The sequence below is a fragment of the Aeromonas sp. XH genome, assembly GCF_033348475.1.
GTDB classification, from domain to species: domain Bacteria; phylum Pseudomonadota; class Gammaproteobacteria; order Enterobacterales; family Aeromonadaceae; genus Aeromonas; species Aeromonas sanarellii.
Genome location: NZ_CP137630.1, coordinates 356,965 through 380,000 on the forward strand (window position 1 = coordinate 356,965; position 23,036 = coordinate 380,000).

The window sequence follows — 23,036 nt, forward strand, 5'->3', positions numbered from 1 at the left end:
CCTTGACGCCAATCCTTCCCGCTGGTCTCATGCGCGCTCTTTCATTCCTGCGAGATGTATCTTAATGAAAAAGTGCCTTCTGATTGCCCTGACCGCCCTGCCTCTGGTTGCCCAGGCCGGCCTGATGGATTCCCTGACCGACACAGTGACCAGCAGCGTCACCAGCACCGCCAAAGAGATGGCGGGCAGCGCCATGGACACCGCGTCCAACGAGGCGATCAAGAAGGCCCTGGACATCAAGGAAGGCGGTTCCAACAAGCAGGCCATCAAGGACAAGCTGGGCGCCCCCGCCAGCACCAGGACCGACGCCGGTCTGGAAGTGTGGACCTATGATCTGGGTGCCCTGAACAAGGCCTCCCCGCTGCTGGCCGAGACCACCAAGTCCCTGCTGAAGGATTCCGAAGTGGCCCAGAAAGACGTGGTCATCAAGTTCGAAGGCGAGACCGTCAAGACCCTGAACCTGGCCAACAAGGCCTGAGTGCTGGTGACCTGAATGAGAAAGGGGCCCGAGGGCCCCTTTTTGCTGGCTGACGTTCAGGCTCACACCTTGAAGCTGTGCACCAGGGTCAGCAACTGGCGGTTGGAGCCCAGCAGGGTGGCGGCGCTCTGCTCCGTGTTGCTGCCGTTCTCCACCAGCAGGCCCAGCATGTCGCGGATGCTCACCATGTTGCGGTTGATCTCCTCGGTGACCCGGCTCTGCTCCTCGGCGGCGGTGGCGATCTGGCTGCTGAGATCGTGGATCTGCACCACGGCGTCGGCCATGCTGTCCAGCCCGCCCGTGACCTGGCCCGTGTTGTCGGCCGCCGCCTGGCAACTGCGCTTGGTCTGCTCCATGGCGAGCACGGCCTCGGCCACCCCCTGGGTGAGCCGTGACAGCATGCTGCCCACCTCAGCGGTGCTGTTCTGGGTGCGGGCCGCGAGGGCGCGCACCTCGTCGGCCACTACCGCAAAGCCCCGCCCCTGCTCGCCGGCCCGGGCTGCCTCGATGGCGGCGTTGAGCGCCAGCAGGTTGGTCTGGGCGGCGATGCCGCCGATCACCCCGAGCACGCTGCCGATCTGTCTGGCATCTTCCTGCATCTCCAGCACCTTGGCGGCGGCGAGATCCACCTCGTCGATAAGGGCCACCACGCTGGCGGAGGCCGATCCCACCACCCTGCGCGAGCTCGCGGCCTGGCCATTGGCGACCTCGATGAAGCTCGCCGAGTCGCTGGCGTGCCGGGCCACGCTGTCGGCGGTGGAGCTGAGCTCGGTGAGGGCGGTGACCACCTGATCCGTCTCGCTGGCGTGTTCCCCCAGGATCCGCCTGGCCTGCCCGGTCTGCTGATCGAGCTGGGCCAGCTCGCGGGTGATGAGGTCGGTGGCCTCGGTCACCTGCACCATCATCTGCTGCAGGAAGGCGATGAAACGGTTCACCGACAGGGCGATGCCGTCCAGCTCGTCATGACCCTTGACCTGGATGCGGGCGGTCAGGTCGGCATCGCCGGCACTGAGGGCATCGATGTTGAGCCTGAGGGTCTGCAGGCGGCTGCCAAGCTGGCGGATGGCCAGCACCATGAGCACGAACAGCAGGCCCACCAGGGGCAGCTGGATGCTCGCCAGGGTGGCGAGCACGTCCCGGCTCTCCTGGGTCAGGGTACGGGTCGGCAGGGCGGTGGCCAGCAGCCAGGGGGTGCCTTCGATGGCTTCCATCAGCAGGGTCTGCTCCTCCCCCTGATCCTGGAAGGTGGTGCGCTGCAGCCCCTTGCTCGCATCCTGGCCCAGCAGGCCGGCGATGGCACCGGCGAAGGGATAGTCGGCGTGGGCGGCGAGGTTGCCGAGCACCACATCGCCGGTCAGGCGGGCATTCTTGCTCAGGATCTTGCCGTCAGCCTCGACGATCAGCACCTGGCCGCCGATCTCCTGCTCCTTCCTGGCCACCAGGTCGTTGAAGAAGCCCAGGGTCACGTCTATGGTCGACACCCCGTACAGGGTGCCATCGCGATAGATCCCCATGGCGCAGTTGGTTCTCGGCTGCTGGCTGGCGCCGTCCTTGTAGGCGGCCGCCCAGGCACAGGTACCGCGAGGAGCCCGCTGGCCGGCCTGGTGCCAGGGCTGCTCGAAGTAGTTGGGGGCCTCGGCCGAGTTCCAGTAGGTGTTGGGAATGAGGGCGTTGGCCGCATCCCGGTGGTAGAAGGTGCTGAATTTGGCGCGGCCTGCCTCCCGCTTGTCCGGCAGGGGCCAGATACCGCCACCGAAGACCATGGCGTTGCCGTATTGATCGATGAGGGCGGGCAGCAGGGCGTCTATCTGCTCGCTTGGCAGCTGGGCCACCAGCTGGGTGATGCTGCGGGACTGTGTCTGCACCCCGTTGAGCTGGTCGCGGATATCGGTCGCTATCTCGCCGACCCGCAGCGCCACGTTCTGCTCACCGGCCTGCTGTAGCGCCGGCTTGATCCAGAGCTGGATGCCGATCACCGTCAGGGCGCACACCAGCGCCATGAAGCCCACGAAGACGGCGGTGTAGCGCCCCTTGATCGTGCCCAGATTCCATTCCATCTCGACTCCTGTCCACCGTTGTCGGGGCCTCGCCCGAAGTTGTCATGAGGCGCCATTATGAGTCATTTCGAAAGGGAAACGTTTGTTATCGCTCACATAACCGGGGTCAGGAGACAGAGAAGGGGGCATGGGGGCGGGAGAATCTCGGTCTGCGTGGTTGAGCGGAAACGAAAAAAGGGGTGGCCAAGGCCACCCCGTCGTCAACTTGTCTGCCGGTTTGTGTCTTCTGGGTCTACCTCGGCAAACCGCCTTGTCACGTCGGCTTACTGGTTGGCCTCTGCGAACTGTTTCATCACCTCGGCGTGCTTGACCATGCCGTCGGCGCGCAGGGAGAGGTTCTTCACGAACTCTGCCTTCTTGGCCGGATCTTCAATCCTGTCGTAGCGCTGCTGCAGGTGGGCCTGGATCTGTTCCGGGGTCATGTTCTGCATGCGGGCCATCTTGTCGTGGCGGCCGCCGTGGTGCTTGCCGCCCATCATGCCGGCACCGTCCATGGGGCAACCGGCCGCCATGGCCTGGGTCGGCTGGGCGGTGGAGACGGCCTCGCTGGCGGCATAGGCGCCCAGCGGCAGGCCGAGGATCAGGGTGGCGGTCAGCAGGGTCTTGGTCAGGTTTTTCATGGGTCACTCCTGTCTAATTGGGATGGATGCAGGCTGTTTCGCCTTGGTACCCAGTAAACACCGTGGAAGTGTCTGAACTTTGCCAGTACCGGACTATTTTGTAGCAGAGTGTGGCATCTTGGCGCTCTGGCACACTTTGACACAACCCGTCCGGTTGATTTTCGTATAATCGCCCCAGCTCGATAACGGGAGAGACAGTGATGAACCAAGGCAGCCCCCACATTCTGGTGGTCGACGACCACAGCGAGATCCGCGATCTGCTCAAGCGGTTCCTGGAGCAGCACGGCATGCGTGTCAGCTGTGCCCGGGATGGCAAGGAGATGAAGCGGCTGCTGGACGAGCGGGAGTTCGATCTGCTGGTGCTGGATCTCATGATGCCGGGGGAGGATGGCCTGACCCTGTGCCGCGAGCTCAGGGTGAAGTCCCGCCTGCCTATCATCATGCTCACCGCCATGGGGGAGGAGACGGATCGCATCATCGGCCTGGAGATGGGGGCCGACGACTATCTCTCCAAGCCGTTCAACCCGCGGGAGCTGCTGGCCCGCATCAAGGCGGTGATGCGCCGCACCCAGGCGGAGAGCCTGCCCGTGCCCGAGACCCTGACCCGGGATCTGCGCTTCGACCGCTGGCTGCTCGACGTCAATCGCCGGGAGCTGGTGGACGAGGAGGGGGTGGGGATGAGCCTCTCCACCGCGGAGTTCGATCTGCTCAAGGTGTTTCTGGAGCGGCCCCAGCGGGTGCTGAGCCGGGATCAACTGCTGGATCTGGCCCGGGGCCGGGAGGCGGTGGCCTTCGATCGCGCCATCGACACCCTGGTGAGCCGGCTGCGCCGCAAGCTGGAGCGGGACCCCAAGAATCCCGAGCTCATCAAGACCATCTGGGGTGGCGGTTACCTGTTCGCCGCCGACGTGACCCAGGAGTGAGGCGATCATGATCAAGAGGCTCTTCGCCAGGCTGCTGCCCAAGGGGTTGACCGGCCAGATAGTGCTGGTTGCCCTGGCGGGGCTGGTGTTGATCCAGTTGCTCAGCATCCAGATCTACCGCTCTGACCGGGAGGAGGCCCTCGGCTACGTCAACAGCCGCAACGCCATGCAGCGCATCGTCTCGGTGGTGCGGCTGCTCTCCCTCTCGCCCCCCTCCCTCTATCACGAGATCCTCAAGGCGAGCCGCAGCGAGACCCTGCTGCTGCGCCTCTCCGACGAGCCGCTGCAGCCGGACAACCGCAGCCCCCGCTTCGAGCGGCTGGTGCGGGCCAAGCTCGACTACCCGCCCCAGCTGGCGGTGGAGATCAGCGCCGAGCTGAAGCAGGAGTTCCAGCGCAGCCGGGCCTGGCAGCATCACAGCCGCATGATGAAGGATCGCAGCGGCATGCCGCCGCCCCAGGACATGCGGCTCTATGGCTCCATCGAACTGCCGAACGGCGGCTGGCTGCAGTTCAGCTCCCTGGTGGACAAGGAGTCGGCGAGCTGGTCCTGGCAGACCACCCTCAACCTGCTGCTGGTGGCGAGTCTGGTAATCGGCCTGATGATCTGGCTGTTCCGCCGCGCCACCCTGCCCCTCAAGCAGCTGGCCGCCAACGCGGACCGGCTGGGGCGGGGGGAGGACATAGAGCCGCTGCGGGAGGAGGGACCCACCGAGATCCGCGAATCCATCCAGGCCTTCAACCGCATGCATACCCGGCTCGATCGCTTCGTGCAGGACAGGACCCGGATGCTGGCCGCCATCTCCCACGATCTGCGCACCCCCATCACCAGCCTGCGGCTGCGCAGCGAGTTTCTGGCAGACGGGGAGGACAAGGATCGCTTCCAGCAGACCCTGCAACAGATGGAGCAGATGCTGGCGGCGACCCTGAGCTTTGCCCGGGAGGAGGGGCAGCAGGAGGCGACCAGGGAGCTGGATCTGGTCAGCCTGCTGGAGAGCCTGTGTGACGACTATGCCGACATGGGGCAACCCGTCACCTGCCTGGCCGAGGGCAAGCAGGTTTACGCCTGCCGCGCCAACACCCTGCGCCGGGTACTGCAAAACCTCATCGGCAACGCCATCAAGTATGCGGGAGGGGCCGAGGTGTCCCTGGTGCGCACCGACTCCGAGCTGCTGATCCGGGTCTGCGACCGGGGACCCGGCATCGCCGAGGCCCAGCTGGAGGAGGTGTTCAAGCCCTTCGTGCGGCTCGACGAGGCCCGCAACACCGAATCGGGCAGCGTGGGGCTGGGGCTCGCCATCGCCCGCACCCTAGTGCACCAGCACGGCGGGGAGCTCAGCCTCCACAATCGTCCCGAGGGCGGGCTGGAGGCGAGGATCAGCCTGCCGCTGTGAGTACAGGTTCCATGTTCGTGAGAGGGCGTCCAGGTTGGCGCCCTTTCTCTATCTTCGGCCGGTGCTGATGGGGTGAAACGACAGCTGCCGGATCGCGGGCAACAAAAAACCCGCCGAAGCGGGTTTTTTCAATTCTTGCTGAGACGCTTGCCGATCAACGGCAAGCAGCTCGGGCGTGAATTACAGGCCGGTAACGTTGGCAGCGGCCGGGCCTTTCTGGCCTTGCTCGATGGTGAACTCAACGCGCTGACCTTCTTCCAGGGTCTTGAAACCGTTGGACTGGATGGCGGAGAAGTGAACGAACACGTCTTTGCTGCCGTCAGCCGGGGAGATGAAGCCAAAGCCTTTCTCGGCGTTGAAGAACTTTACGGTACCAGTCATTTTGTTGGACATGATAATTTCCTTGAATAGTGATATTGAAACGCCACCGGTGTGGCAATCCATGATTTTTCGTCAGCAATACGTATGGGGAGCACTAAAGAAGGAGAATTATCTGGCAAGAATTATCGGGGACAATTGCATGCACAAATCACTGCTTTAAGATGACTGCCTAACATAATCAGGTCTGAACTACCGAACCATCGAAAACGATTAGAACACGCACACTCCGCCATGGCAATCTTTATCTTGGTATTCTTTCTTCCCGAGTCGGTCCTCGCCAGTGTTTTTATGTTGATGTGCGCGCCATGCCAGGCGCATCACGCCGCCAACCCCAATATGATGACATCATCCTCTACTGAAGAGTGGTTTTTTGGCGCAATCATCCGCACGCATTCATGCTGGCATCAGCGTCTGCCACGGAATTTGTTGCTGACGGACTCAGCCCAGTCGAAGGTGTCGGGCAGCACCTGATCCCTGGCCCGCTCCTTGGCCTTCTCCCTTGCCAGTGCGGAAGCCGCCTTGGCTGCCTTGGCGCGATCCGAGGCGATCTTCAGGCGCCCGGCCTCCCGGATCTTGTTGCGCTCCCCGTTGGTCAAAGGGTGATCGGCATTGGCCTGGGCCTTCTGCACCAAGAGGGCGATCTCGGCCTTCTCGGCCTCGGTCAGATCTTTCATTTCCAGCTTCTTCATGACGCGCTCCTGCGGCAGGTGAAAAGCCACCCTAACACACATCTGTGGGCGTCTCTCGTCCCATCTTGCGGCCGGTCTGGAAAATGTCGCCCGGGCGTCACTTCCGGGGGACAAGGTCCCGGCAGGCACTGGCTGGAGCGGCCTGCCGCAAGGCTGGATCCCGATGGAAGGTTGGGGGTATGCTGGAACCAGTGCGATCCTCGATCGTCACTGCTAGCGTACGATTCGGCTGACATGCTGGAATCTTCATTCCAACTGTCCTGGTAACCTTTTTGGAGTCTGATGATGAGCAACAAAGAACAGCATCACGGCAAAGATGCCAAGAAAAAACCGCAGATGTCACTGAAAGAGAAGCGCGAGGCCAAACGGCAGAAAGCCGAGCTGAAAAATGGCAGCGCGATGAAGTAACGCTCCCCACACTGTCGTTCCACCGGAGCCAGTATCAAGCCAGTCCTCATGGGCTGGCTTTTATATTTTCCGCTGATGAGGTGGTGCCATAGGCGGCAAAGATCCGTTCATAGCGGCCGTCGGCCTTCATCCGGGTCAACTGCCTGTCGAACAACCGTTGCAGCTCGATCTCCCGAAAGGCGAAGTGGTAATGAGTGGGCGGGAAGAGGTCGTGCTGCCTGACCCTGTCCGAGGGATAGCGCTCGTCATTCTTGTCTTCCCCGAGCAACTGCGCCAGATAGTAGTAGAACACCCGCTGATCCAGGATCACGGCATCGGTGCGTCCCAGCAGCAGCCGCTGTACCTGGCCTTCCTGCCTCGCCACCTCTTCATAGCGGGGATTTCGGGCGACGATGTCAGCGAACTCTGTTCCCAGGATCTGCCGTGCCCGCTGGAATGCGCTGACTCGCAGCGTTTGCAGATCCAGGAGGGAGTGAAACGCCGTCTGATCGAGGGTAAAGACACGGTTGTGGAAGGTGATCACGCGCTGGGATAGGTAGGCGTTGTCCACCATGCCGGGTTTGACGTTGATGATGGCATCCAGCTTGCCTTCCTCCAGCATCCGGAAGGTCCGCTCCAGAGGCAGATAGATGACCTGCAGCTCATGATCGCTGCCGGCGAAGGCCTCTCGCATGAGATCGAGCTCTATGCCCCTGTCCTCGTGCGTGAGCACATAGGGCGGAATGGCGAAGCTCACGCCTACCCGCAGCGGCGCCGCCGCCAGGGGGGCGGCAAACATCAGCAGGGCGAGGTACAGCAGGCGGTGGAGGTGACTCATGCAACTTCTCGTAGGAGTGATTCGCTCCGATGATAGCCACAAGTGAGCGCGCTGGAGAGGGGGAGGGCCGGAGTGTCGTGACAACATGGTGACCGGGGGGGATGAATGCGTCAGAAACAGGCAAAAAAAGGCCCTGTGTGATCAGGGCCTAGTGACATTTAGAACGGGATGTCGTCGTCGAAATCCATCGGCGGTTCGTTGTAGACCGGCGGTGCGGATTGCGGTTGCTGGGCCGGACGACCGTAGCCCCCCTGGGGCTGCATGTTCTGCTGCGGGGCGGCAGGGCGGTGCATGCTCTGCTGCGGCGCAGCCTGTTGCGGTTGACCCCAGTTGCCCTGGGACGACTGACCCCCCATGCCCTGGCCGGCGCCCTGCGGACGACCACCCAGCATCTGCATCACGCCGGTGAAGCTGTCTACCAGCACTTCGGTGGTGTAGCGCTCCTGGCCGCTTTGATCCTGCCACTTGCGGGTCTGCAGCTTGCCTTCCACATAGACCTGGGAACCCTTCTTCAGGTATTCGCCGGCGACTTCGGCCAGCTTGCCCATGAAGACGACGCGGTGCCACTCGGTCCGCTCTTTCTGCTCGCCGGTCTGCTTGTCGCGCCAGGTGTCGGAGGTGGCCAGGGTGATGTTAGTCACGGCACCGCCGCTCGGCATGTAGCGCACTTCCGGGTCTTGCCCCAGGTTACCGATCAGAATGACTTTGTTGATGCCTCGACTGGCCATAATCTCTCTTCCACCCTTATGTATACCGGCCAGGCCAGATGCCTGGGCCCATTCAATAATGCGTTTGTTTGCAACAAGATGCGCGCCGCGGATGGACGTCATCCACACTCAGTGTCGTGGCCGGGCCGGCGCTTGCCAGCGGGGACACCGCTCACGGCCACGGCGTTTGTCCGTCATAGTACCAGTTGGCGGGCATGAGCGCACACCTTCCTGCCTCGGCGAGCGTCAACACCTCGCCACAGCCTGAGTAAATTACCCGAGGTCCGGGGCCACCAGCAAGCGGATGACGACGGAGTGTGCTGCATCAAGGGCGAAGGCCTGTTATGGTGCTGGCTGGCACTACTTTACCCCCCATATGGGGGGCGTGTGCTAGTCACTTGTATTGGTTGGAAAATTGCTGGGCTTCAAAGGAGCCACGGCGACGTCTAATACTTTTTTAATGCTGCAGCCTGAAAGGGGATTGGTACTCTTTCTTGCCAAAAAAAGCCCTGACTCGAATGTGCAAGGAAGTCTTCTTGATGACGCCCGAATACCCCCTAGTGCTGATCACCGAAAATAACGCACAAGCCACCAGTTTCCAGCGTCACCTCAGCGAACAGCTCGGCCTGTCCATCCTGCTGGTGGGAGAGCTGGACGCCCTGCCGGATCCCGCCGTCACCGGTGCCCAGCCACTGCTGCTGATCGATCTGGACTACCTCAAGTCGACCCAGCAGGAGCAATGGAGCAAGGCCATCTGTCACCGTTTCAGCGAGGCCAGCGCCGTGCTGCTCAACGCCCCGACCAGCACGGACAAGGAGCTGCTGCTGATGTGGCCCCATACCAGCGGGCTCTTCTTCCGCCAGGACAGCCTGGATCGCCTGGTGATCGGCATACGCAAGGTGTTGCAGGGGGAGTACTGGATCCCGCGCCACCTGCTGTGCGATCTGGTGGATTACTACCGCAAGGGGAACGGGCAGCCCCTGCGCCAGCAGACGCTGCTGACCGCCCGCGAGCAGGAGATAGTCCGCCACCTGATGACGGGGGCCTCCAATACCGAGATCGCCGACAACCTCTTCGTGAGCGAGCACACCGTCAAGTCCCACCTCTACAACGTGTTCAAGAAGCTGAACGTCAAGAACCGCCTGCAGGCGGTGAGCTGGGCCAAGGAGTATCTCTGAGAGGTGAGGGGATGATAAAAGACTGTCTATTCATCCAGTAGTCTCTATGCCATACTGACCCGCTCTGGTTCCCGTATCGAGCGCGCAACAAGATGGAAAAAATCGTGATCCGGGGTGCCCGCACCCACAATCTCAAGAACATCAACCTGACCCTGCCTCGCGACAAGCTGATCGTGGTGACCGGTCTCTCCGGTTCGGGCAAATCCTCCCTGGCGTTCGATACCCTCTATGCCGAGGGCCAGCGCCGCTACGTGGAGTCCCTCTCCGCCTACGCCCGCCAGTTCCTCTCCCTGATGGAGAAGCCGGACGTGGATCACATCGAGGGGCTCTCCCCGGCCATCTCCATCGAGCAGAAGTCCACCTCCCACAACCCGCGCTCGACCGTCGGCACCATCACCGAAATCTACGACTACCTGCGTCTGCTGTTTGCCCGGGTCGGCGAGCCGCGCTGCCCGACCCACGCCATCCCGCTTGCCGCCCAGACCATCAGCCAGATGGTGGATCAGGTGCTGGCCCAGCCCGAGGGCGCCAAGCTGATGCTACTGGCTCCCGTGGTGCGCAACCGCAAGGGGGAGCACACCAAGCTGCTGGAGAACCTGGCGGCCCAGGGCTATATCCGGGCCCGCATCGACGGCGAGGTGTGCGATCTCTCCGATCCCCCCGCGCTGGAGCTGCACAAGAAGCACACCATCGAAGTGGTGGTCGACCGTTTCAAGGTGCGCGATGATCTGGCCCTGCGCCTGGCCGAGTCGTTCGAGACGGCGCTGACCCTCTCCGGCGGCATCGTATTGGTGGCACCCATGGACGGGGAAGAAGGCGTGGAGCCCATGACCTTCTCCGCCAACTTCGCCTGCCCGGAGTGCGGCTACTCCATGTCTGAGCTGGAGCCGCGGATCTTCTCCTTCAACAACCCGGCCGGCGCCTGTCCCACCTGCGACGGCCTGGGGGTGCAGCAGTATTTCGATCCCGCCAAGCTTATCCACGATCCGGGCCAGAGCCTGGCCGGCGGCGCCATCCGTGGCTGGGACAAGCGCAGCTTCTACTACTTCCAGATGCTCAAATCCCTGGCCGAGCACTACCAGTTCGACCTGGAGACCCCCTGGGAAGAGCTGCCTGCCAAGACCCAGGAGGTGATCCTGCGGGGCTCGGGTCGCACCGAGATCGAGTTCCGCTACATGAACGATCGCGGCGATGTGGTGGTGCGCAAGCACCCGTTCGAGGGGATCCTGCACAACATGGAGCGGCGCTACCGGGAGACCGAGTCCAACTCGGTGCGGGAAGAGCTGGCCAAGTACATCGCCAACAAATCCTGTACCAGCTGTGGCGGCAGCCGGCTGCGGGAGGAGGCGCGCCACGTCTTCGTGGATAACCGCAACCTGCCCGCCATCGCCGAGCAGTCCATCGGCGACGCCCTGGCCTTCTTCGCCGGCATCCAGCTGACCGGCCAACGGGCCCAGATCGCCGAGAAGATCCTCAAAGAGATCGTCGAGCGGCTCGGTTTCCTGGTGAACGTGGGCCTCAACTACCTGAGCCTGTCCCGCAGCGCCGAGACCCTCTCCGGCGGTGAGGCCCAGCGGATCCGGCTGGCGAGCCAGATCGGCGCCGGTCTGGTGGGGGTCATGTACGTGCTGGACGAACCCTCCATCGGCCTGCACCAGCGTGACAACGAGCGGCTGCTCAAGACCCTCACCCATCTGCGGGATCTCGGCAACACCGTCATCGTGGTGGAGCACGACGAGGACGCCATCCGCCTCGCCGACCACGTGCTCGATATCGGCCCGGGGGCCGGGGTGCACGGCGGCGCCATAGTCGCACAGGGGACGCCGGAAGAGATCATCGCCAATCCAGAGTCGCTCACCGGTGACTACCTCTCCGGCCGCAAGCAGATCGCCATCCCGGTCGAGCGTACCCCGCTCACCGGCAAGTGGCTGAAACTCAAGGGGGCGAGCGGCAACAACCTGCACAACGTCAACCTGGATCTGCCCATTGGCGTGATGACCTGCGTCACCGGCGTCTCCGGCTCCGGCAAGTCGACCCTGATCAACGACACCCTGTTCCGCATCGCTCACCGCGAGCTGAACAAGGCCACCGAATCCACCCCGGCACCCTATCGCAGCGTGGAAGGGCTGGAGCACCTGGACAAGGTGGTGGATATCGACCAGAGCCCCATCGGCCGCACCCCGAGATCCAACCCGGCGACCTACACCGGCCTGTTCACCCCGATCCGCGAGCTGCTCTCCGGCACCCAGGAGGCGCGCTCGCGCGGCTACCAGCCGGGCCGCTTCTCCTTCAACGTGAAGGGGGGGCGCTGCGAGGCGTGCCAGGGGGACGGGGTCATCAAGGTGGAGATGCACTTCCTGCCGGATGTCTACGTGCCGTGCGACGTCTGCAAAGGCAAGCGCTACAACCGCGAGACCCTGGAGGTGAAGTACAAGGGCAAGAACATCCACGAGATCCTCGAGATGACGGTGGAAGATGCCCGCGCCTTCTTCGATCCGGTGCCGGCGGTGGCGCGCAAGCTGCAGACCCTGATGGACGTGGGCCTCTCCTATATCCGGCTTGGCCAGTCAGCCACCACCCTGTCGGGCGGCGAGGCGCAGCGGGTCAAGCTGGCGCGGGAGCTCTCCAAGCGGGATACGGGTCAGACCCTCTACATCCTGGACGAACCGACCACGGGGCTGCACTTCCACGACATCCAGCAGCTGCTCAAGGTGCTGCACCAGCTGCGGGATCGCGGCAACACCATCGTCATCATCGAGCACAACCTGGACGTCATCAAGACCGCCGACTGGATCGTCGATCTGGGGCCTGAGGGGGGCGCCGGTGGTGGCCGTATCCTGGTGACCGGCACGCCGGAGGAGATGAGCCGCTGCAAGGAATCTCACACGGCCCGTTTCCTGGCGCCACTGTTGGGCAAGTAAGGGAAAGTCATGCAAACGAGGGGCTCAGCAGGCCCCTTTTTTGTCGGAGTAAATGGCCCCGTCGGGCGAGCGCGGCAGCGCCGGCGATATGAAGGCTCAGTGGGCCAGCATCAGGAAGGCGAGGGCAAACAGGAAGCCCAGCAGAATGAACAGGAAGGAGCCGATGCCCCAGATGGCTGCCAGGATGCCGATTATTTTGTCTTTGCGCGTTTGTGGTTTCATAAAAATTAAATTACAGCGTGGCTACATCGCATTAATAAAATACGCTGACGGACATAATTAAACAACAATGAAAAGGAGATATGATAGGCATTAAGGTGTATTTGTTTGGTATTTTAAGCTGTCCGTTGATACCTAAAATTATCGCTTGATGTTGTATTTAAATGGTTTTTTGTTTTGTCTCGCCGGAATTGTGAACGTGGAAAGCTGTTGTGTACATCCATCTATTTCTTGATAACTATTGAGCCAAATCAATAACCGGCCATTCACATCCTTTTATAGTTTTCGGGCTTACAACATAGAAAGAAAACAAAAAGGAATAATGTGATGAAAAAGATCCTTCCTCTGTTAATCGCAGCCGCTTTTGCTTCCCCCGTCGCCATGGCACACCAGGCCGGTGACATCCTGGTCCGTGGCGGCCTGGCCTTCGTCTCCCCCCAGACCAGCAGTGACGACGTGCTGGGCACCGGCGAGCTGGAGATCGACAGCAACATGCAGTTGGGCCTGACCCTCTCCTACATGCTGACGGACAACTGGGGCGTCGAGCTGCTGGCCGCAACCCCCTTCTCCCACTCTGTGTCCACGGCCGGGCTGGGCGAGGTCGCCAAGGTCAAGCATCTGCCGCCGACCCTGATGGCGCAGTATTACTTCGGGGATGCCAACAGCAAGGTGCGTCCCTATGTCGGCGCCGGCATCAACTACACCACCTTCTTCGACGAGGAGGGCCGCGGTGCCCTGGCCGGGACGGATGTGAGCGTCGACTCCTCCTGGGGGCTGGCGGGTCAGGTGGGCCTGGACATGGCGATCAACGATCGCTGGTTCGTCAACGCCTCCGCCTGGCTCATCGACATCGACACCGATGTGCACACCGCCGTGGGCACCATCAACACCTCCATCGATCCGGTCGCCTTCATGTTCGGTGTCGGCTACCGCTTCTGATGACAGGGTTGGCCGCCACAAGGCCATGACAACCAAGCATGTCTCTTTGGCCCGGCTCTGTTCGGGCCCTTTTCTGCCCGGTGTCGCCGGATAACTGTGATCCGGCGCGCCATCGCATCACTAAGTGCTCTTCCATTGTCCCGCGCTGCCGATAAGCTCCCCATTCACCCCTTTTCCCAACGAGTGAGGATGTCTCCATGGGTTTATCTATCGTGCAGCGGATCATCGCCGGATTTGTGCTGATGTTGCTGCTTCTGGTGCTGCTCGGCTTCATCAGTATCCTGAAGATCCGGGGGATCAACGAGGGACTGTCCCAGGTATCGGATCGCGCCACCCCCCTGGTGATCGCGGTCGCCGGGCTCAAGGGCGCGCTGCAGGACAGCAACCGCTGGGTGCTGACCTACAGGACCAGCGAGGATGCAACCCAGTTGCCCCAACTGGCCAGCCAGTTCAAGGCGCAGCAGGAGCGCTTCCTGGCCCAGAGCAAGGAGATGGCCCGTTTCGACGGCGTGGCCGAGGCCGGTGAGCGGTTCCGCCAGGTCGATGGGGCGACCCGTGAGTTCTACGGGCTGGCGGATCAGGTGCTGACCCAGCATGGCCAGTGGGTCGCGGCCCTCGATCGGCGCCATGAGCTGGAGCTGGCGTTCATCCGGCTGGAGGATACCTATCAATGGGCCGCCGACCTGTTGTTGCAGCAGACCGCCAGCAAGCGATCCATGCGCAACAAGGCCGAGCTCATCACCTCCGGCATCGCCCGGGATCTGAAGAACATCCGTCGTGCCGATGCCAAGACCGACCTCAACGAGCTGGAGAAGGTGCTCGGCAAGGATATCGAGATGGCGCGCAAGCGGCTCGAGCGGGTACAGGTGCCCGACGATGTGAGACAGCGCTTCGTCGTCAACCTGGACCGGATGCAGGAGCTGGCGCTCGGCCCGCAGGGGCTGTTGGCCACCATGCGTCACGGCCAGCAACTCGCCGCCTCGTTGCAGTCCCTGAACCAGCAGCTCGACACCAGCCTGGTCAACAGCCTGGCGCTGCTGGACGAGATGGGCAAATCGGCGGGCAGCATCGCCAGCCAGAGCCGGATCGGGGCCGATGACGCGGTCAGCAGTGCCAGCGTCTGGATCCTGATCGTGGCCGCCGTCTCGGCTGCCGCCGCCCTCCTCATCGGCTATACCACGGCGCGCAGCATCCAGCGCCCGCTGCAGCTCATCGATCGGGAGCTTGATCGCATGGCCACGGGCGACATGACCCGGCGCATCGACTATCAGAGCCGCTGTGAGTTCGGCAGCCTGACCCGCTCCATCAACACCCTGGCGGACAAGACCGGGGAGCTGCTCGCCCAGATCAATGCCGGCTCCCGCCACCTGGTGGACGAGGCGAGCCGCGCCGCCGAGATCAGCGAAAGGGCCATGTCCCGGGTGCAGGATCAGAAGAGCCAGACCGATCAGGTCGCCGCCGCCATCACCGAGCTGGAGGTGAGTGCCACCGAGGTGGCGCGTTCCACCGACGGCACCAAGCGCGAGGTGGATCTGGCGGACGAGGAGGCCCGTGCCGGACGCAAGCAGGTGGCCAGCACGCGCCGGATCACCGAGCAGCTGGCGGGCGCCATGGAAGAGGCGGTCGGCATCACCCACAAGCTGGGGGAATTCAGCGACAACATCGGCAGCATCCTGGACGTGATCCGCAGCATCGCCGAGCAGACCAACCTGCTGGCACTGAATGCGGCCATCGAGGCGGCCCGGGCCGGTGACGCCGGCCGCGGCTTCGCCGTGGTGGCGGACGAGGTGCGGGCGCTGGCCAATCGGACCCAGACCTCGACCGAGGAGATCCAGTCCATGATCGAGAACCTGCAGAGCTCCAGCAAGCACGTGGTGGAGGTGATGGCGCGCAGTCAGGAGCAGACCCAGGGGTGCGTGGCACAGACCCGGGTCATGGACGAGGTGCTGCAATCCATCGCCGAGCGGATGAGCTCCATCAAGTCGATGGCGGACCAGGTGGCCCACGCGGCCCAGGAGCAGATCTCGGTCAGCCAGGGAGTGGCCCGCCATATCGCCGGGATCGCGGACGTGGCTTACGAGACCGAGCGCGAGGCGCGGGAATCGGCAAGCAGCAGTGAGGTGCTGGCGGATCTGGTCGCCAAGCAGCAGCAATTGATCGCTCATTTCAAGGTGTAGGAGGACTTATGGCTAACAAGTGGATCGGGGCCCTGAGTCTCCTGTTGTGCGGCCAGCTGATGGCTGGCGAGCTGGTGATCGAAAGCTGGCGTATTGATGACAAGGCCCTGTGGGAACAGAAGATCATCCCCGCCTTCGAGGCCGCTCACCCGGGCATCCAGGTGAAGTTCAACGGAGTGCAGAACGTCGATTACATGCCGACCCTCTGGGCCAGCCTGAAGGCGGGCAAGGCGGGGGATCTCATCACCTGCCGCCCGTTCGACGATTCCCTGGCCCTGTTCAAGGCGGGCCACCTGGTGGAGTTGAGCGAGATGGCGGGGATGGAGAACTTCCCGAGCTTCGCCCAGTCCCCCTGGCAGACCGACAGCGGGGCCCAGACTTTCTGTGTGCCCATGGCCTCGGTCATTCACGGCTTTTTCTACAACAAGGCGATTTTCAGCGAGCTGGGGCTGACGGTGCCGCAAACCCGGGACCAGTTCTTCGCGGCGCTCGACAAGGTGAAGGCGGATGGCCGCTATGTGCCGCTCGCCATGAGCGGCTCGGAGAGCTGGGTCGCCTCCGAGCTGGGCTTCCAGAACATAGGCCCCAACTACTGGAAGGGGGAGGATGGCCGCCTGGCGCTGATCGGGGGCCAGGAGAGATTCAACAACCCGCAGTATGTCAAGGTGTTCGAGGAGCTGGCCCGCTGGCGCAACTACCTGGGTAAAGGGGGCGAGAGCCGGGACTATGCCACCACCAACGAGCTGTTCACCTCGGGCAAGGCCGCCTTCTATGCCGCGGGCTCCTGGGAGATAGCCCCCTTCACCGGCAAGGTGGACTTCGGTGTCATGCGACCGCCGGTCGCCAAGCAGGGGGATGGCTGCTTCTTCACCGACCACACCGATATCGGCATGGGGATGAACCCGGCCAGCAAGAACAAGGAGGCGGCCATGACCTTCCTGCAGTGGCTGACCACCTCCCAGTTTGCCGAGCTCTACACCAACTCGCTGCCGGGTTTCTTCTCCCTCTCCAACCACTTCTTCGAGGCCACTAATCCGGCGGCAAAGGAGATGATGGAGTGGCGGGATCAGTGCGACTCCACCATCCGGGTCGCCACCCAGATCCTCTCCCGCGGCACTCCCAAGCTCGGGGACGAGCTGGCCGAGGCGAGCCAGCAGGTGTTGCTCGGCACTGCGACGCCCCAGGCCGCCGCCGAGCGGCTTGAGCAGGGCCTGAAGGGCTGGTACGCCCCCCATCAGGGTCAGCAGGCCAAGGCGGTGGATTGCCAATGCACGGCGCCGGCGGCCTCTGCCGCTTCCGCCACGGCAGAGGTGAGCGCCACCCCTGCACCATCTGCGGCCATCTCGACGGAGGTGATCGCGTCCTCTGCGCCCGTGCCAGCCCCCGCTGTGATCGCCCCCTCATCGGCCGCTTCGACCGACGTCGAACAGGCGCTTGCCAGCGAGCTGGAGACGGCGCAGCCCTGATGGGCGACCCCATGAGACAACGGGAGGCATCTGCCTCCCGTTTTTATTGCGGTGAAGGTTCGCCGGGCGTGGTGTGCCATCGGCAGAGGCTGCCGATGCGCGCCACCGGCGTGAAGCCGAGAGCGCGATAGACCCGCTGGGCGTGATAGTGCTCGTCGGCCACTATGATGAGTCGCGCGGCCCGCTCGAACCCCTGGTGAGCCACCTGGCTCAGCAGTTGGCGGCAGAATCCCTGGTTGCGCCACTCCCTGTGGGTGCGTACTAGCTGGAAGCGCCCCATGGTACCGGTGAAGAAGAGGCCGCAGCTGGCGATCAGGCGATCCTGATGCCAGATCCCCCACCACTGCCCCAGTCCGTCGGCGATCATTGCCTCATAGAGGTGGCGGCGCGACCGCAGATAGGGCAGGTAACTCTCCTCCGAATGGGCGGGATCCCGCTCCTCCAGCTCGAAGGCGAGCCACTCGTCCCAGTCGTCGGCGGTGAAAGGGCGGGCCCGAGCCGCGCTGCCCCGGTCCGGCGCACGCCAGTGATCGGCCTCCAGGGCCAGCACCACGCACTCCATGTACTGGTATCCCGCCGCCACGAAGCCGGCGACCCGGCTGTTCTGTCCCTCGGCCAGGGGCCACTGGAAGGTGCGATGGTGGATCCTGGGATCCTGGCCTATCAGGGCGTCGAAACTGGCCTCGAGCCAGCCCTTGTCACGATCGCTGGGGGGCGTGGGGAGCAACAGGTAGTTGCCGAAGTAGTAGTCCGGAGAGCCCGGGGTGCACACGGCCCAGAATCGCTCATGGTCCGTCACCTCGCCCTGATAGCGGTCGAACAGCAGATCGGTGGCAAAACCGGGGTGATCTTCCATGACGAGGCTCCTGTAAATGCTTGAATTGATTATCGGCAGGAGGGGAAAGAAGTTAAAAAAAGGCCGGGAGACCCGGCCAAACAATCACACGCAGATTCAGAACGTCCAGGACGATCCGCCCGCATCATAGCGTGCCTGACGGCATTTTGGGATGGGGCCGGTCATTACTTAGGTGGAATTGCAAAAGAAAAAAATCGTTTATCCCCTCTGCCGGCGAGAATTCGGTGTTGACTTTGATCCGTTTTCTCATAAAGATAGAAAGACGTTTAGACGTCCAAACATCCGTTTTGACGTAAAGGAATGGGTTGCAGGACAGGGAGAGAGCAGATGGGATTTCACAGCGCGCGTCAGGTTGAAGCACTCAACCAGAGTCTGGCGGATCTGGGTGGCGACATATCGGTCAGTTTCGAGTTTTTTCCGCCCAACAGCGAAGGGATGGAGAATACCCTCTGGCAGTCCATCGAGCGACTTCAGGTGCTGGAACCCAAGTTTGTCTCCGTGACCTATGGCGCCAATTCGGGCACCCGGGATCGCACTCACAAGGTGATCAAGGACATCAAGGAGCGCACCGGCCTCATCGCCGCACCGCACCTGACCTGCATCGATGCCAGCCGTGACGAGTTGCGCACCATAGCGCGCGACTACTGGAACAGCGGCATTCGCCACATAGTGGCACTGCGCGGGGATCTGCCCCCCGGACTCGACAAGCCGGACATGTATGCCACCGACCTGGTCGCCCTGCTCAAGTCCGAGGCCGACTTCGACATCTCGGTGGCCGCCTATCCGGAAGGCCACCCCGAGGCCAGAAGCGCGCAGTCCGATCTGCTCAACCTCAAGCGCAAGATAGATGCCGGCGCCAACCGTGCCATCACCCAGTTCTTCTTCGATGTGGAGACCTACCTGCGTTTTCGTGATCGCTGTGCGGCCATCGGCATCGATGCCGAGATAGTGCCGGGCATACTGCCGGTCTCCAACTACCAGACCCTGGCCAAGTTTGCCGGCTTCACCAACGTAAAGATCCCGCGCTGGATGCATCAGCGTTTCGAGGGGCTGGAGCACGACCAGCTGACGCGCAACATGGTGGGGGCCAGCATCGCCATCGATCAGGTGCGGGTGCTGAGCCAGGAAGGGGTGAAGGATTTCCACTTCTATACCCTGAACCGTTCCGAGCTGACCTACGCCATCTGCCACACCCTGGGGGTGCGGCCGAAAGCTCAGGCCTGATCCCGCGACCCCGGATACAGGAAAGCCAATGAGTCTCCTCATTGGCTTTTTGTCTTGGATGAGGGTCAGGGTCGGGTCGGCTGGATCTCTTTGGGCTCCAGCGTGATGACCGCATTGCCGGCCGCGCCGGGATACTGGTGATAGCTCTGGTCCTGCTCCAGGGTATAGAAGGTATCGAGATAGTCGTCGTTGTTGGTCATCCAGGAGTCGGGCAGCGCCTTGACGATACGGCCGCCGAGGTCGAGGAAGGGCAGGGCCTCCGGTACGCCACCCGCGGTGAAGCCGAGCTTGAGTGCTTCGATCAGCAGGGCGCTCAGCTCCTTGTAGTTGACGTTGTCGTCCTGCTCCATCATGACGACGTCGACGGCACCCCAACGGTAGCGATCCCAGTACACCAGGATCTGGTTCGGGCTGTAGTCGGTGTTGTCATAATCGAGATAGGGCATGTCGACGATATCCACCACGGGCTCATCCCGGCTGGGATTGACCCCGGCCACCACGGCGTAGACCTCGGCGGCTCCCAGCAGCCAGGGCTCCTGATCATCGTTGAGCCTGATCTGCTTGAGGATACTGGTCTTGAGTGGTGCCGTCCCGCTGGTGGCGCGAGGAGCAGCCTGCAAGTCGGCCTCGGCCAGCGCCTTGCGTATCACCTTCAGACCGGCATTCTTGGCCTTGATAGGGTCTGCTTCCACCACCAGCACCGGCCGCGCCGGTGGCTGGTTCACATCGAGATAGACGGGATTGCCGGCGCTGTCGAACGCCTCGATGGCGCTCCAGCTCTTCTCATCGCCGCTCGGCACATAGGCAACCAGGGGTTCTGCTCCCTGCCTGAGCGCATTCGCCTGCTCGGGATTGGCCAGCCGCAACTGCATCAGTTGTGTGACCTCACCCTCGAGCCCTTGCCGATGGATGGCGGCCTGGTTGGCATTCGTGGCCTGTCGTTTGAGGCGTGGGCTCGCCTTTTGCAGCAGCTTGGGCAGCGGACTCTGGTACGACTGTTGGGCGAGCTGGGGCAGCAACTGCTTCTGCTGCAGTGCGAGCTGACGGGCCAGCTCCCTGTCCGTGTCGGCGGCTTGGGCAAGGGTGGTGCCCAGCAGCGCCAGCAATAAGATGACAGCCTGATTCCTCATTCTTCTTCTCCAGTATTGAGTCTGACAGCGACGCGTGTCGGGAAGGATCTGCGCCGCTTTCTCACTAGACTGGAATGGGGTTCATATGTGAACCATTTCTGCCGAATTATGTGCTGTGTCTCACTGGGGTCTCCCCAGATGGTCAGATCAGGCGCGCAGCCGGTTGACTTGATGCAGCGCCACGCCGACCAGCAGCCCCCAGCAGGCCGAGCCTACCCCGAGCAGGCTGATCCCCGAGGCGGTGATGATGAAGGTCAGCAAGGCGGCCTCTCGCTCTCCGTCCTGCTGCAAGGCGCCGTGCAGGCTGCTGCCTATGGTTCCGAGCAGCGCCAGTCCGGCCACGCAGGTCACCAGCGCGGTGGGGAATGCGCTGAACAGGGCGACCACGGTCGCCCCGAAACAGCCAGTGATCAGGTAGAAGGCGCCCGCCCAGAGTGCGGCCGGCCAACGGCGAGCCGCATCGGGATCCACCTCCTTGCCCATGCAGATGGCCGCCGTGATGGCCGCCAGGTTGAAGGCATAACCACCGAACGGGGCCAGCAGCAAGCCGGTCAGGCCGGTCCAGGTGATCAGGGAGGAGGTGGCCGGCTGATAGCCATGGGCGCGCAGAATGGCAATGCCTGGCATGTTCTGGGACGTCATGGTGACGAGAAACAGTGGCAGGGCTATGCCCAGCAAGGCCTGGAAGGAGAAGGAGGGCGAGACCCACACCGGACGGGAGAGTTGCCAGTGCACCTCGCTCAGTTGCAGATCGCCCCTCAGGGTACAGAGCAACATGCCGGCAGCCAGCACCAGTACCATGGTGTAGCGGGGCCATAGGTGGCGACCGAGCAGGAAGATCAGCAACAGGGTGCCAAGCAGCAGGGGATCCTGGGGGGCCACCTTGAAGAGGTCCAGTCCGAATCTGAGCAGGACGCCGGCCAGCATGGCGGCCGCCAGGGGAGCCGGAATGTGGCGCATCAGCCGATCGAACCAGCCGCTGATGCCGCAGAGGGTGATCAGCAGCGAGGAGAGGATGAAGGCGCCGATGGCTTCGGCCAGGCTGAAATTGCCAAGGCTGGTGATGAGCAGGGCAGCACCCGGAGTGGACCAGGCGGTCAGCACCGGGATGCGATAGTAGAGGGAGAGGCCGATGCAGCTTACTCCCATGCCGATCCCGAGCGTCCATAGCCAGGAAGAGACTTGGGCGGTGTCTGCACCGGCAGCCGTGGCGGCCTGGATGATCAAGACGACCGAACTCGTGTAACCCACCAGAACGGCGATGAGGCCTGCGACCATGTGAGGGAGGGCAAAGGGCATGGGAACTTCCTTGTGGATGCTGCTTGTCTGTGCGTTATTACGTACAATATGGCTTTGACTATAGCGATGTGCGTTATGGCGCACAATATGGTTCAGACAAAATCGGAGAGCAGATGCAGGAGATGAGTCGCTATCTGGCCCAGCGATTGAAAGGGCTGCGTACCGAGAGGGGGTGGAGCCTGGATGCGGCTGCCCGGGAAACCGGGGTGAGCAAGGCCATGCTGGGCCAGATCGAGCGAGGGGAGTCCAGCCCGACGGTGGCGACCCTGTGGAAGATTGCCACCGGTTTTCGGGTTTCCTTCTCCAGCTTCATCGAGCCGACCCCGGATGCCTTGGATGAGACGCTCTACCGGGTTGCCGACGACATTCGCCAGCAGCCGGCGGGTGAGGGCATGCAGGTGGCGCCCCTCTTCCCCTATGAGGGACGTTTTGGTTTCGAGCTGTTCGAATTGACCCTGTTGCCCGGCTATCAGCGGGAATCAGAACCCCATGAGCACGGGGTTACCGAGCACGTGATCGTCATCAGCGGAACTATGGAGGTGCTGGTCGACGGGGAGTGGCGCTCCCTCGATCAGGGGGAGGCCGTGCGCTTTGCCGCCGATCGCCCCCATGGTTATCGCAATCTGGGAATCGCCCCCGCCATCTTCCATAACCTGATCCACTACCCATCCCCTTTCCCCAGGGACTAGCCTGGGTGGCCGTCTGCTCTGGGACTGGTCAGGATGGGAGCATAGACCCAGACGAACAGGCCGTAGGCGGCAATCCAGCTCCAGCCGCTGAGGTTCCATCCCGTTAGGGTCAGGTTTGGCCAGCAGAGGGGTAGCAATACCCGCATGAGTGCAGACAGGATGACCAGCGCAAATGCCACCGTGATCCTGTGCCGGACCTGCAGGGCCCTGCCGCTGTGGCCGAGGGATACCCGGGCTATCATCCCGAGGATCATGGTACCCATGCTGCCTGCGCTAAGCAGGTGGCTGGTCAACGACAGGGTGATCGGCCAGCCGGCGGAGTGCGCGGCCAGAGCAGCCAGCCCCAGAGGAATGAAGAGGTAGGCCAGGTGCAGCGACCACAGCAGGGGGTGTGCCACAGTGGTGGCGGGACGCCAGCGCAGCTGTCTGTAAAGGTGTACAGCGGCCGCCACTATATATAGAGGG

The 23,036-nt window shown here is 62.8% G+C and carries 22 protein-coding genes (1 of these 22 running past the window's edge); 11 read left to right on the forward strand and 11 right to left on the reverse strand.

All coding sequences use genetic code 11. From position 1 onward, the window contains the following. Positions 1 to 64 precede the first annotated feature (64 nt). Positions 65 to 478, forward strand: a complete 414-nt coding sequence (locus tag R2B70_RS01615) for a hypothetical protein (RefSeq protein ID WP_200163916.1) — start codon at positions 65 to 67, stop codon at positions 476 to 478. A gap of 62 nt (positions 479 to 540) precedes the next feature. Here the strand turns inward: R2B70_RS01615 and R2B70_RS01620 are convergent, their stop codons facing one another. After that, complete coding sequence (locus R2B70_RS01620; protein ID WP_318162478.1) at positions 541 to 2,535, reverse strand: methyl-accepting chemotaxis protein; 1,995 nt, start codon at positions 2,533 to 2,535, stop codon at positions 541 to 543. Positions 2,536 to 2,798: 263 nt separating this feature from the next. Further along, on the reverse strand, positions 2,799 to 3,155 hold the full coding sequence (locus R2B70_RS01625) for a hypothetical protein (RefSeq protein ID WP_042078670.1): 357 nt from the start codon (positions 3,153 to 3,155) through the stop codon (positions 2,799 to 2,801). Positions 3,156 to 3,355: 200 nt separating this feature from the next. Between R2B70_RS01625 and R2B70_RS01630 the strand changes: the two genes are divergently transcribed. Continuing rightward, the gene (locus R2B70_RS01630) at positions 3,356 to 4,078 is read left to right on the forward strand and encodes a response regulator (protein ID WP_010675899.1); all 723 of its coding nucleotides are present in this window, start codon (positions 3,356 to 3,358) and stop codon (positions 4,076 to 4,078) included. Positions 4,079 to 4,085: 7 nt separating this feature from the next. Then, positions 4,086 to 5,471, forward strand: coding sequence for an ATP-binding protein (locus tag R2B70_RS01635; protein ID WP_318162479.1), 1,386 nt, complete (start codon positions 4,086 to 4,088; stop codon positions 5,469 to 5,471). A 180-nt stretch (positions 5,472 to 5,651) separates the two neighbouring features. On the opposite strand, the gene cspA is transcribed toward R2B70_RS01635, so the two are convergent. Beyond that, on the reverse strand, positions 5,652 to 5,864 hold the full coding sequence (gene cspA, locus R2B70_RS01640; RefSeq protein WP_042078672.1) for an RNA chaperone/antiterminator CspA: 213 nt from the start codon (positions 5,862 to 5,864) through the stop codon (positions 5,652 to 5,654). Positions 5,865 to 6,256: 392 nt separating this feature from the next. Beyond that, complete coding sequence (yjbD, locus tag R2B70_RS01645) at positions 6,257 to 6,541, reverse strand: DUF3811 domain-containing protein (RefSeq protein ID WP_318162480.1); 285 nt, start codon at positions 6,539 to 6,541, stop codon at positions 6,257 to 6,259. A 285-nt stretch (positions 6,542 to 6,826) separates the two neighbouring features. On the opposite strand from yjbD, the gene R2B70_RS01650 reads away from it, so the two are divergent. After that, on the forward strand, positions 6,827 to 6,949 hold the full coding sequence (locus tag R2B70_RS01650) for a hypothetical protein (protein ID WP_010675895.1): 123 nt from the start codon (positions 6,827 to 6,829) through the stop codon (positions 6,947 to 6,949). Between the two features lie 46 nt (positions 6,950 to 6,995). Here the strand turns inward: R2B70_RS01650 and R2B70_RS01655 are convergent, their stop codons facing one another. Continuing rightward, complete coding sequence (locus R2B70_RS01655) at positions 6,996 to 7,766, reverse strand: substrate-binding periplasmic protein (RefSeq protein WP_318162481.1); 771 nt, start codon at positions 7,764 to 7,766, stop codon at positions 6,996 to 6,998. 158 nt (positions 7,767 to 7,924) lie between these two features. Next, positions 7,925 to 8,494, reverse strand: a complete 570-nt coding sequence (locus tag R2B70_RS01660; protein ID WP_042078675.1) for a single-stranded DNA-binding protein — start codon at positions 8,492 to 8,494, stop codon at positions 7,925 to 7,927. A 518-nt stretch (positions 8,495 to 9,012) separates the two neighbouring features. Between R2B70_RS01660 and R2B70_RS01665 the strand changes: the two genes are divergently transcribed. Together R2B70_RS01665 and uvrA are read left to right on the forward strand one after the other, a co-directional pair. After that, a complete protein-coding gene (locus R2B70_RS01665; protein WP_209795023.1) occupies positions 9,013 to 9,651 on the forward strand; it encodes a LuxR C-terminal-related transcriptional regulator in 639 nt (212 codons plus the stop codon). 92 nt (positions 9,652 to 9,743) lie between these two features. Next, positions 9,744 to 12,572, forward strand: coding sequence for an excinuclease ABC subunit UvrA (gene uvrA, locus R2B70_RS01670; RefSeq protein ID WP_318162482.1), 2,829 nt, complete (start codon positions 9,744 to 9,746; stop codon positions 12,570 to 12,572). 96 nt (positions 12,573 to 12,668) lie between these two features. Here the strand turns inward: uvrA and R2B70_RS01675 are convergent, their stop codons facing one another. Beyond that, entirely contained in the window at positions 12,669 to 12,794 is a 126-nt protein-coding gene (locus R2B70_RS01675) for a hypothetical protein (RefSeq protein WP_005328766.1), read from the reverse strand. A gap of 324 nt (positions 12,795 to 13,118) precedes the next feature. On the opposite strand from R2B70_RS01675, the gene R2B70_RS01680 reads away from it, so the two are divergent. The 3 genes from R2B70_RS01680 (at position 13,119) to R2B70_RS01690 (ending at position 17,373) form a co-directional block, all read left to right on the forward strand. After that, a complete protein-coding gene (locus tag R2B70_RS01680; protein ID WP_042078678.1) occupies positions 13,119 to 13,730 on the forward strand; it encodes an OmpW family outer membrane protein in 612 nt (203 codons plus the stop codon). Between the two features lie 197 nt (positions 13,731 to 13,927). Further along, positions 13,928 to 15,907 (forward strand): methyl-accepting chemotaxis protein, encoded by a 1,980-nt coding sequence (locus R2B70_RS01685; protein WP_216991533.1) that lies wholly within the window; start codon positions 13,928 to 13,930, stop codon positions 15,905 to 15,907. An 8-nt stretch (positions 15,908 to 15,915) separates the two neighbouring features. After that, positions 15,916 to 17,373 (forward strand): ABC transporter substrate-binding protein, encoded by a 1,458-nt coding sequence (locus tag R2B70_RS01690; protein ID WP_318162483.1) that lies wholly within the window; start codon positions 15,916 to 15,918, stop codon positions 17,371 to 17,373. Positions 17,374 to 17,416: 43 nt separating this feature from the next. Here R2B70_RS01690 and R2B70_RS01695 read toward each other — a convergent pair whose 3' ends face one another. Further along, positions 17,417 to 18,229, reverse strand: a complete 813-nt coding sequence (locus tag R2B70_RS01695) for a GNAT family N-acetyltransferase (RefSeq protein ID WP_318162484.1) — start codon at positions 18,227 to 18,229, stop codon at positions 17,417 to 17,419. A 327-nt stretch (positions 18,230 to 18,556) separates the two neighbouring features. On the opposite strand from R2B70_RS01695, the gene metF reads away from it, so the two are divergent. Next, positions 18,557 to 19,453 carry a methylenetetrahydrofolate reductase gene (gene metF / locus R2B70_RS01700; protein ID WP_042078684.1) on the forward strand — a complete coding sequence of 299 codons (897 nt, stop codon included), beginning with the start codon at positions 18,557 to 18,559 and terminating at the stop codon, positions 19,451 to 19,453. Between the two features lie 65 nt (positions 19,454 to 19,518). On the opposite strand, the gene R2B70_RS01705 is transcribed toward metF, so the two are convergent. Together R2B70_RS01705 and R2B70_RS01710 are read right to left on the reverse strand one after the other, a co-directional pair. Then, a complete protein-coding gene (locus R2B70_RS01705) occupies positions 19,519 to 20,583 on the reverse strand; it encodes a DUF3103 family protein (protein ID WP_318162485.1) in 1,065 nt (354 codons plus the stop codon). A 147-nt stretch (positions 20,584 to 20,730) separates the two neighbouring features. Then, positions 20,731 to 21,882, reverse strand: a complete 1,152-nt coding sequence (locus tag R2B70_RS01710) for a benzoate/H(+) symporter BenE family transporter (RefSeq protein WP_318162486.1) — start codon at positions 21,880 to 21,882, stop codon at positions 20,731 to 20,733. Positions 21,883 to 21,995: 113 nt separating this feature from the next. On the opposite strand from R2B70_RS01710, the gene R2B70_RS01715 reads away from it, so the two are divergent. Then, a complete protein-coding gene (locus tag R2B70_RS01715; protein ID WP_318162487.1) occupies positions 21,996 to 22,571 on the forward strand; it encodes an XRE family transcriptional regulator in 576 nt (191 codons plus the stop codon). Here the strand turns inward: R2B70_RS01715 and R2B70_RS01720 are convergent. After that, positions 22,568 to 23,036, reverse strand: partial view of an NnrS family protein gene (locus R2B70_RS01720; RefSeq protein ID WP_318162488.1) — the 3' portion only. It continues 728 nt past the right edge of the window; 469 of the gene's 1,197 nt are visible here — the last part of the coding sequence; the start codon falls outside the window, past its right edge; the stop codon is at positions 22,568 to 22,570. The genes R2B70_RS01715 and R2B70_RS01720 overlap by 4 nt on opposite strands.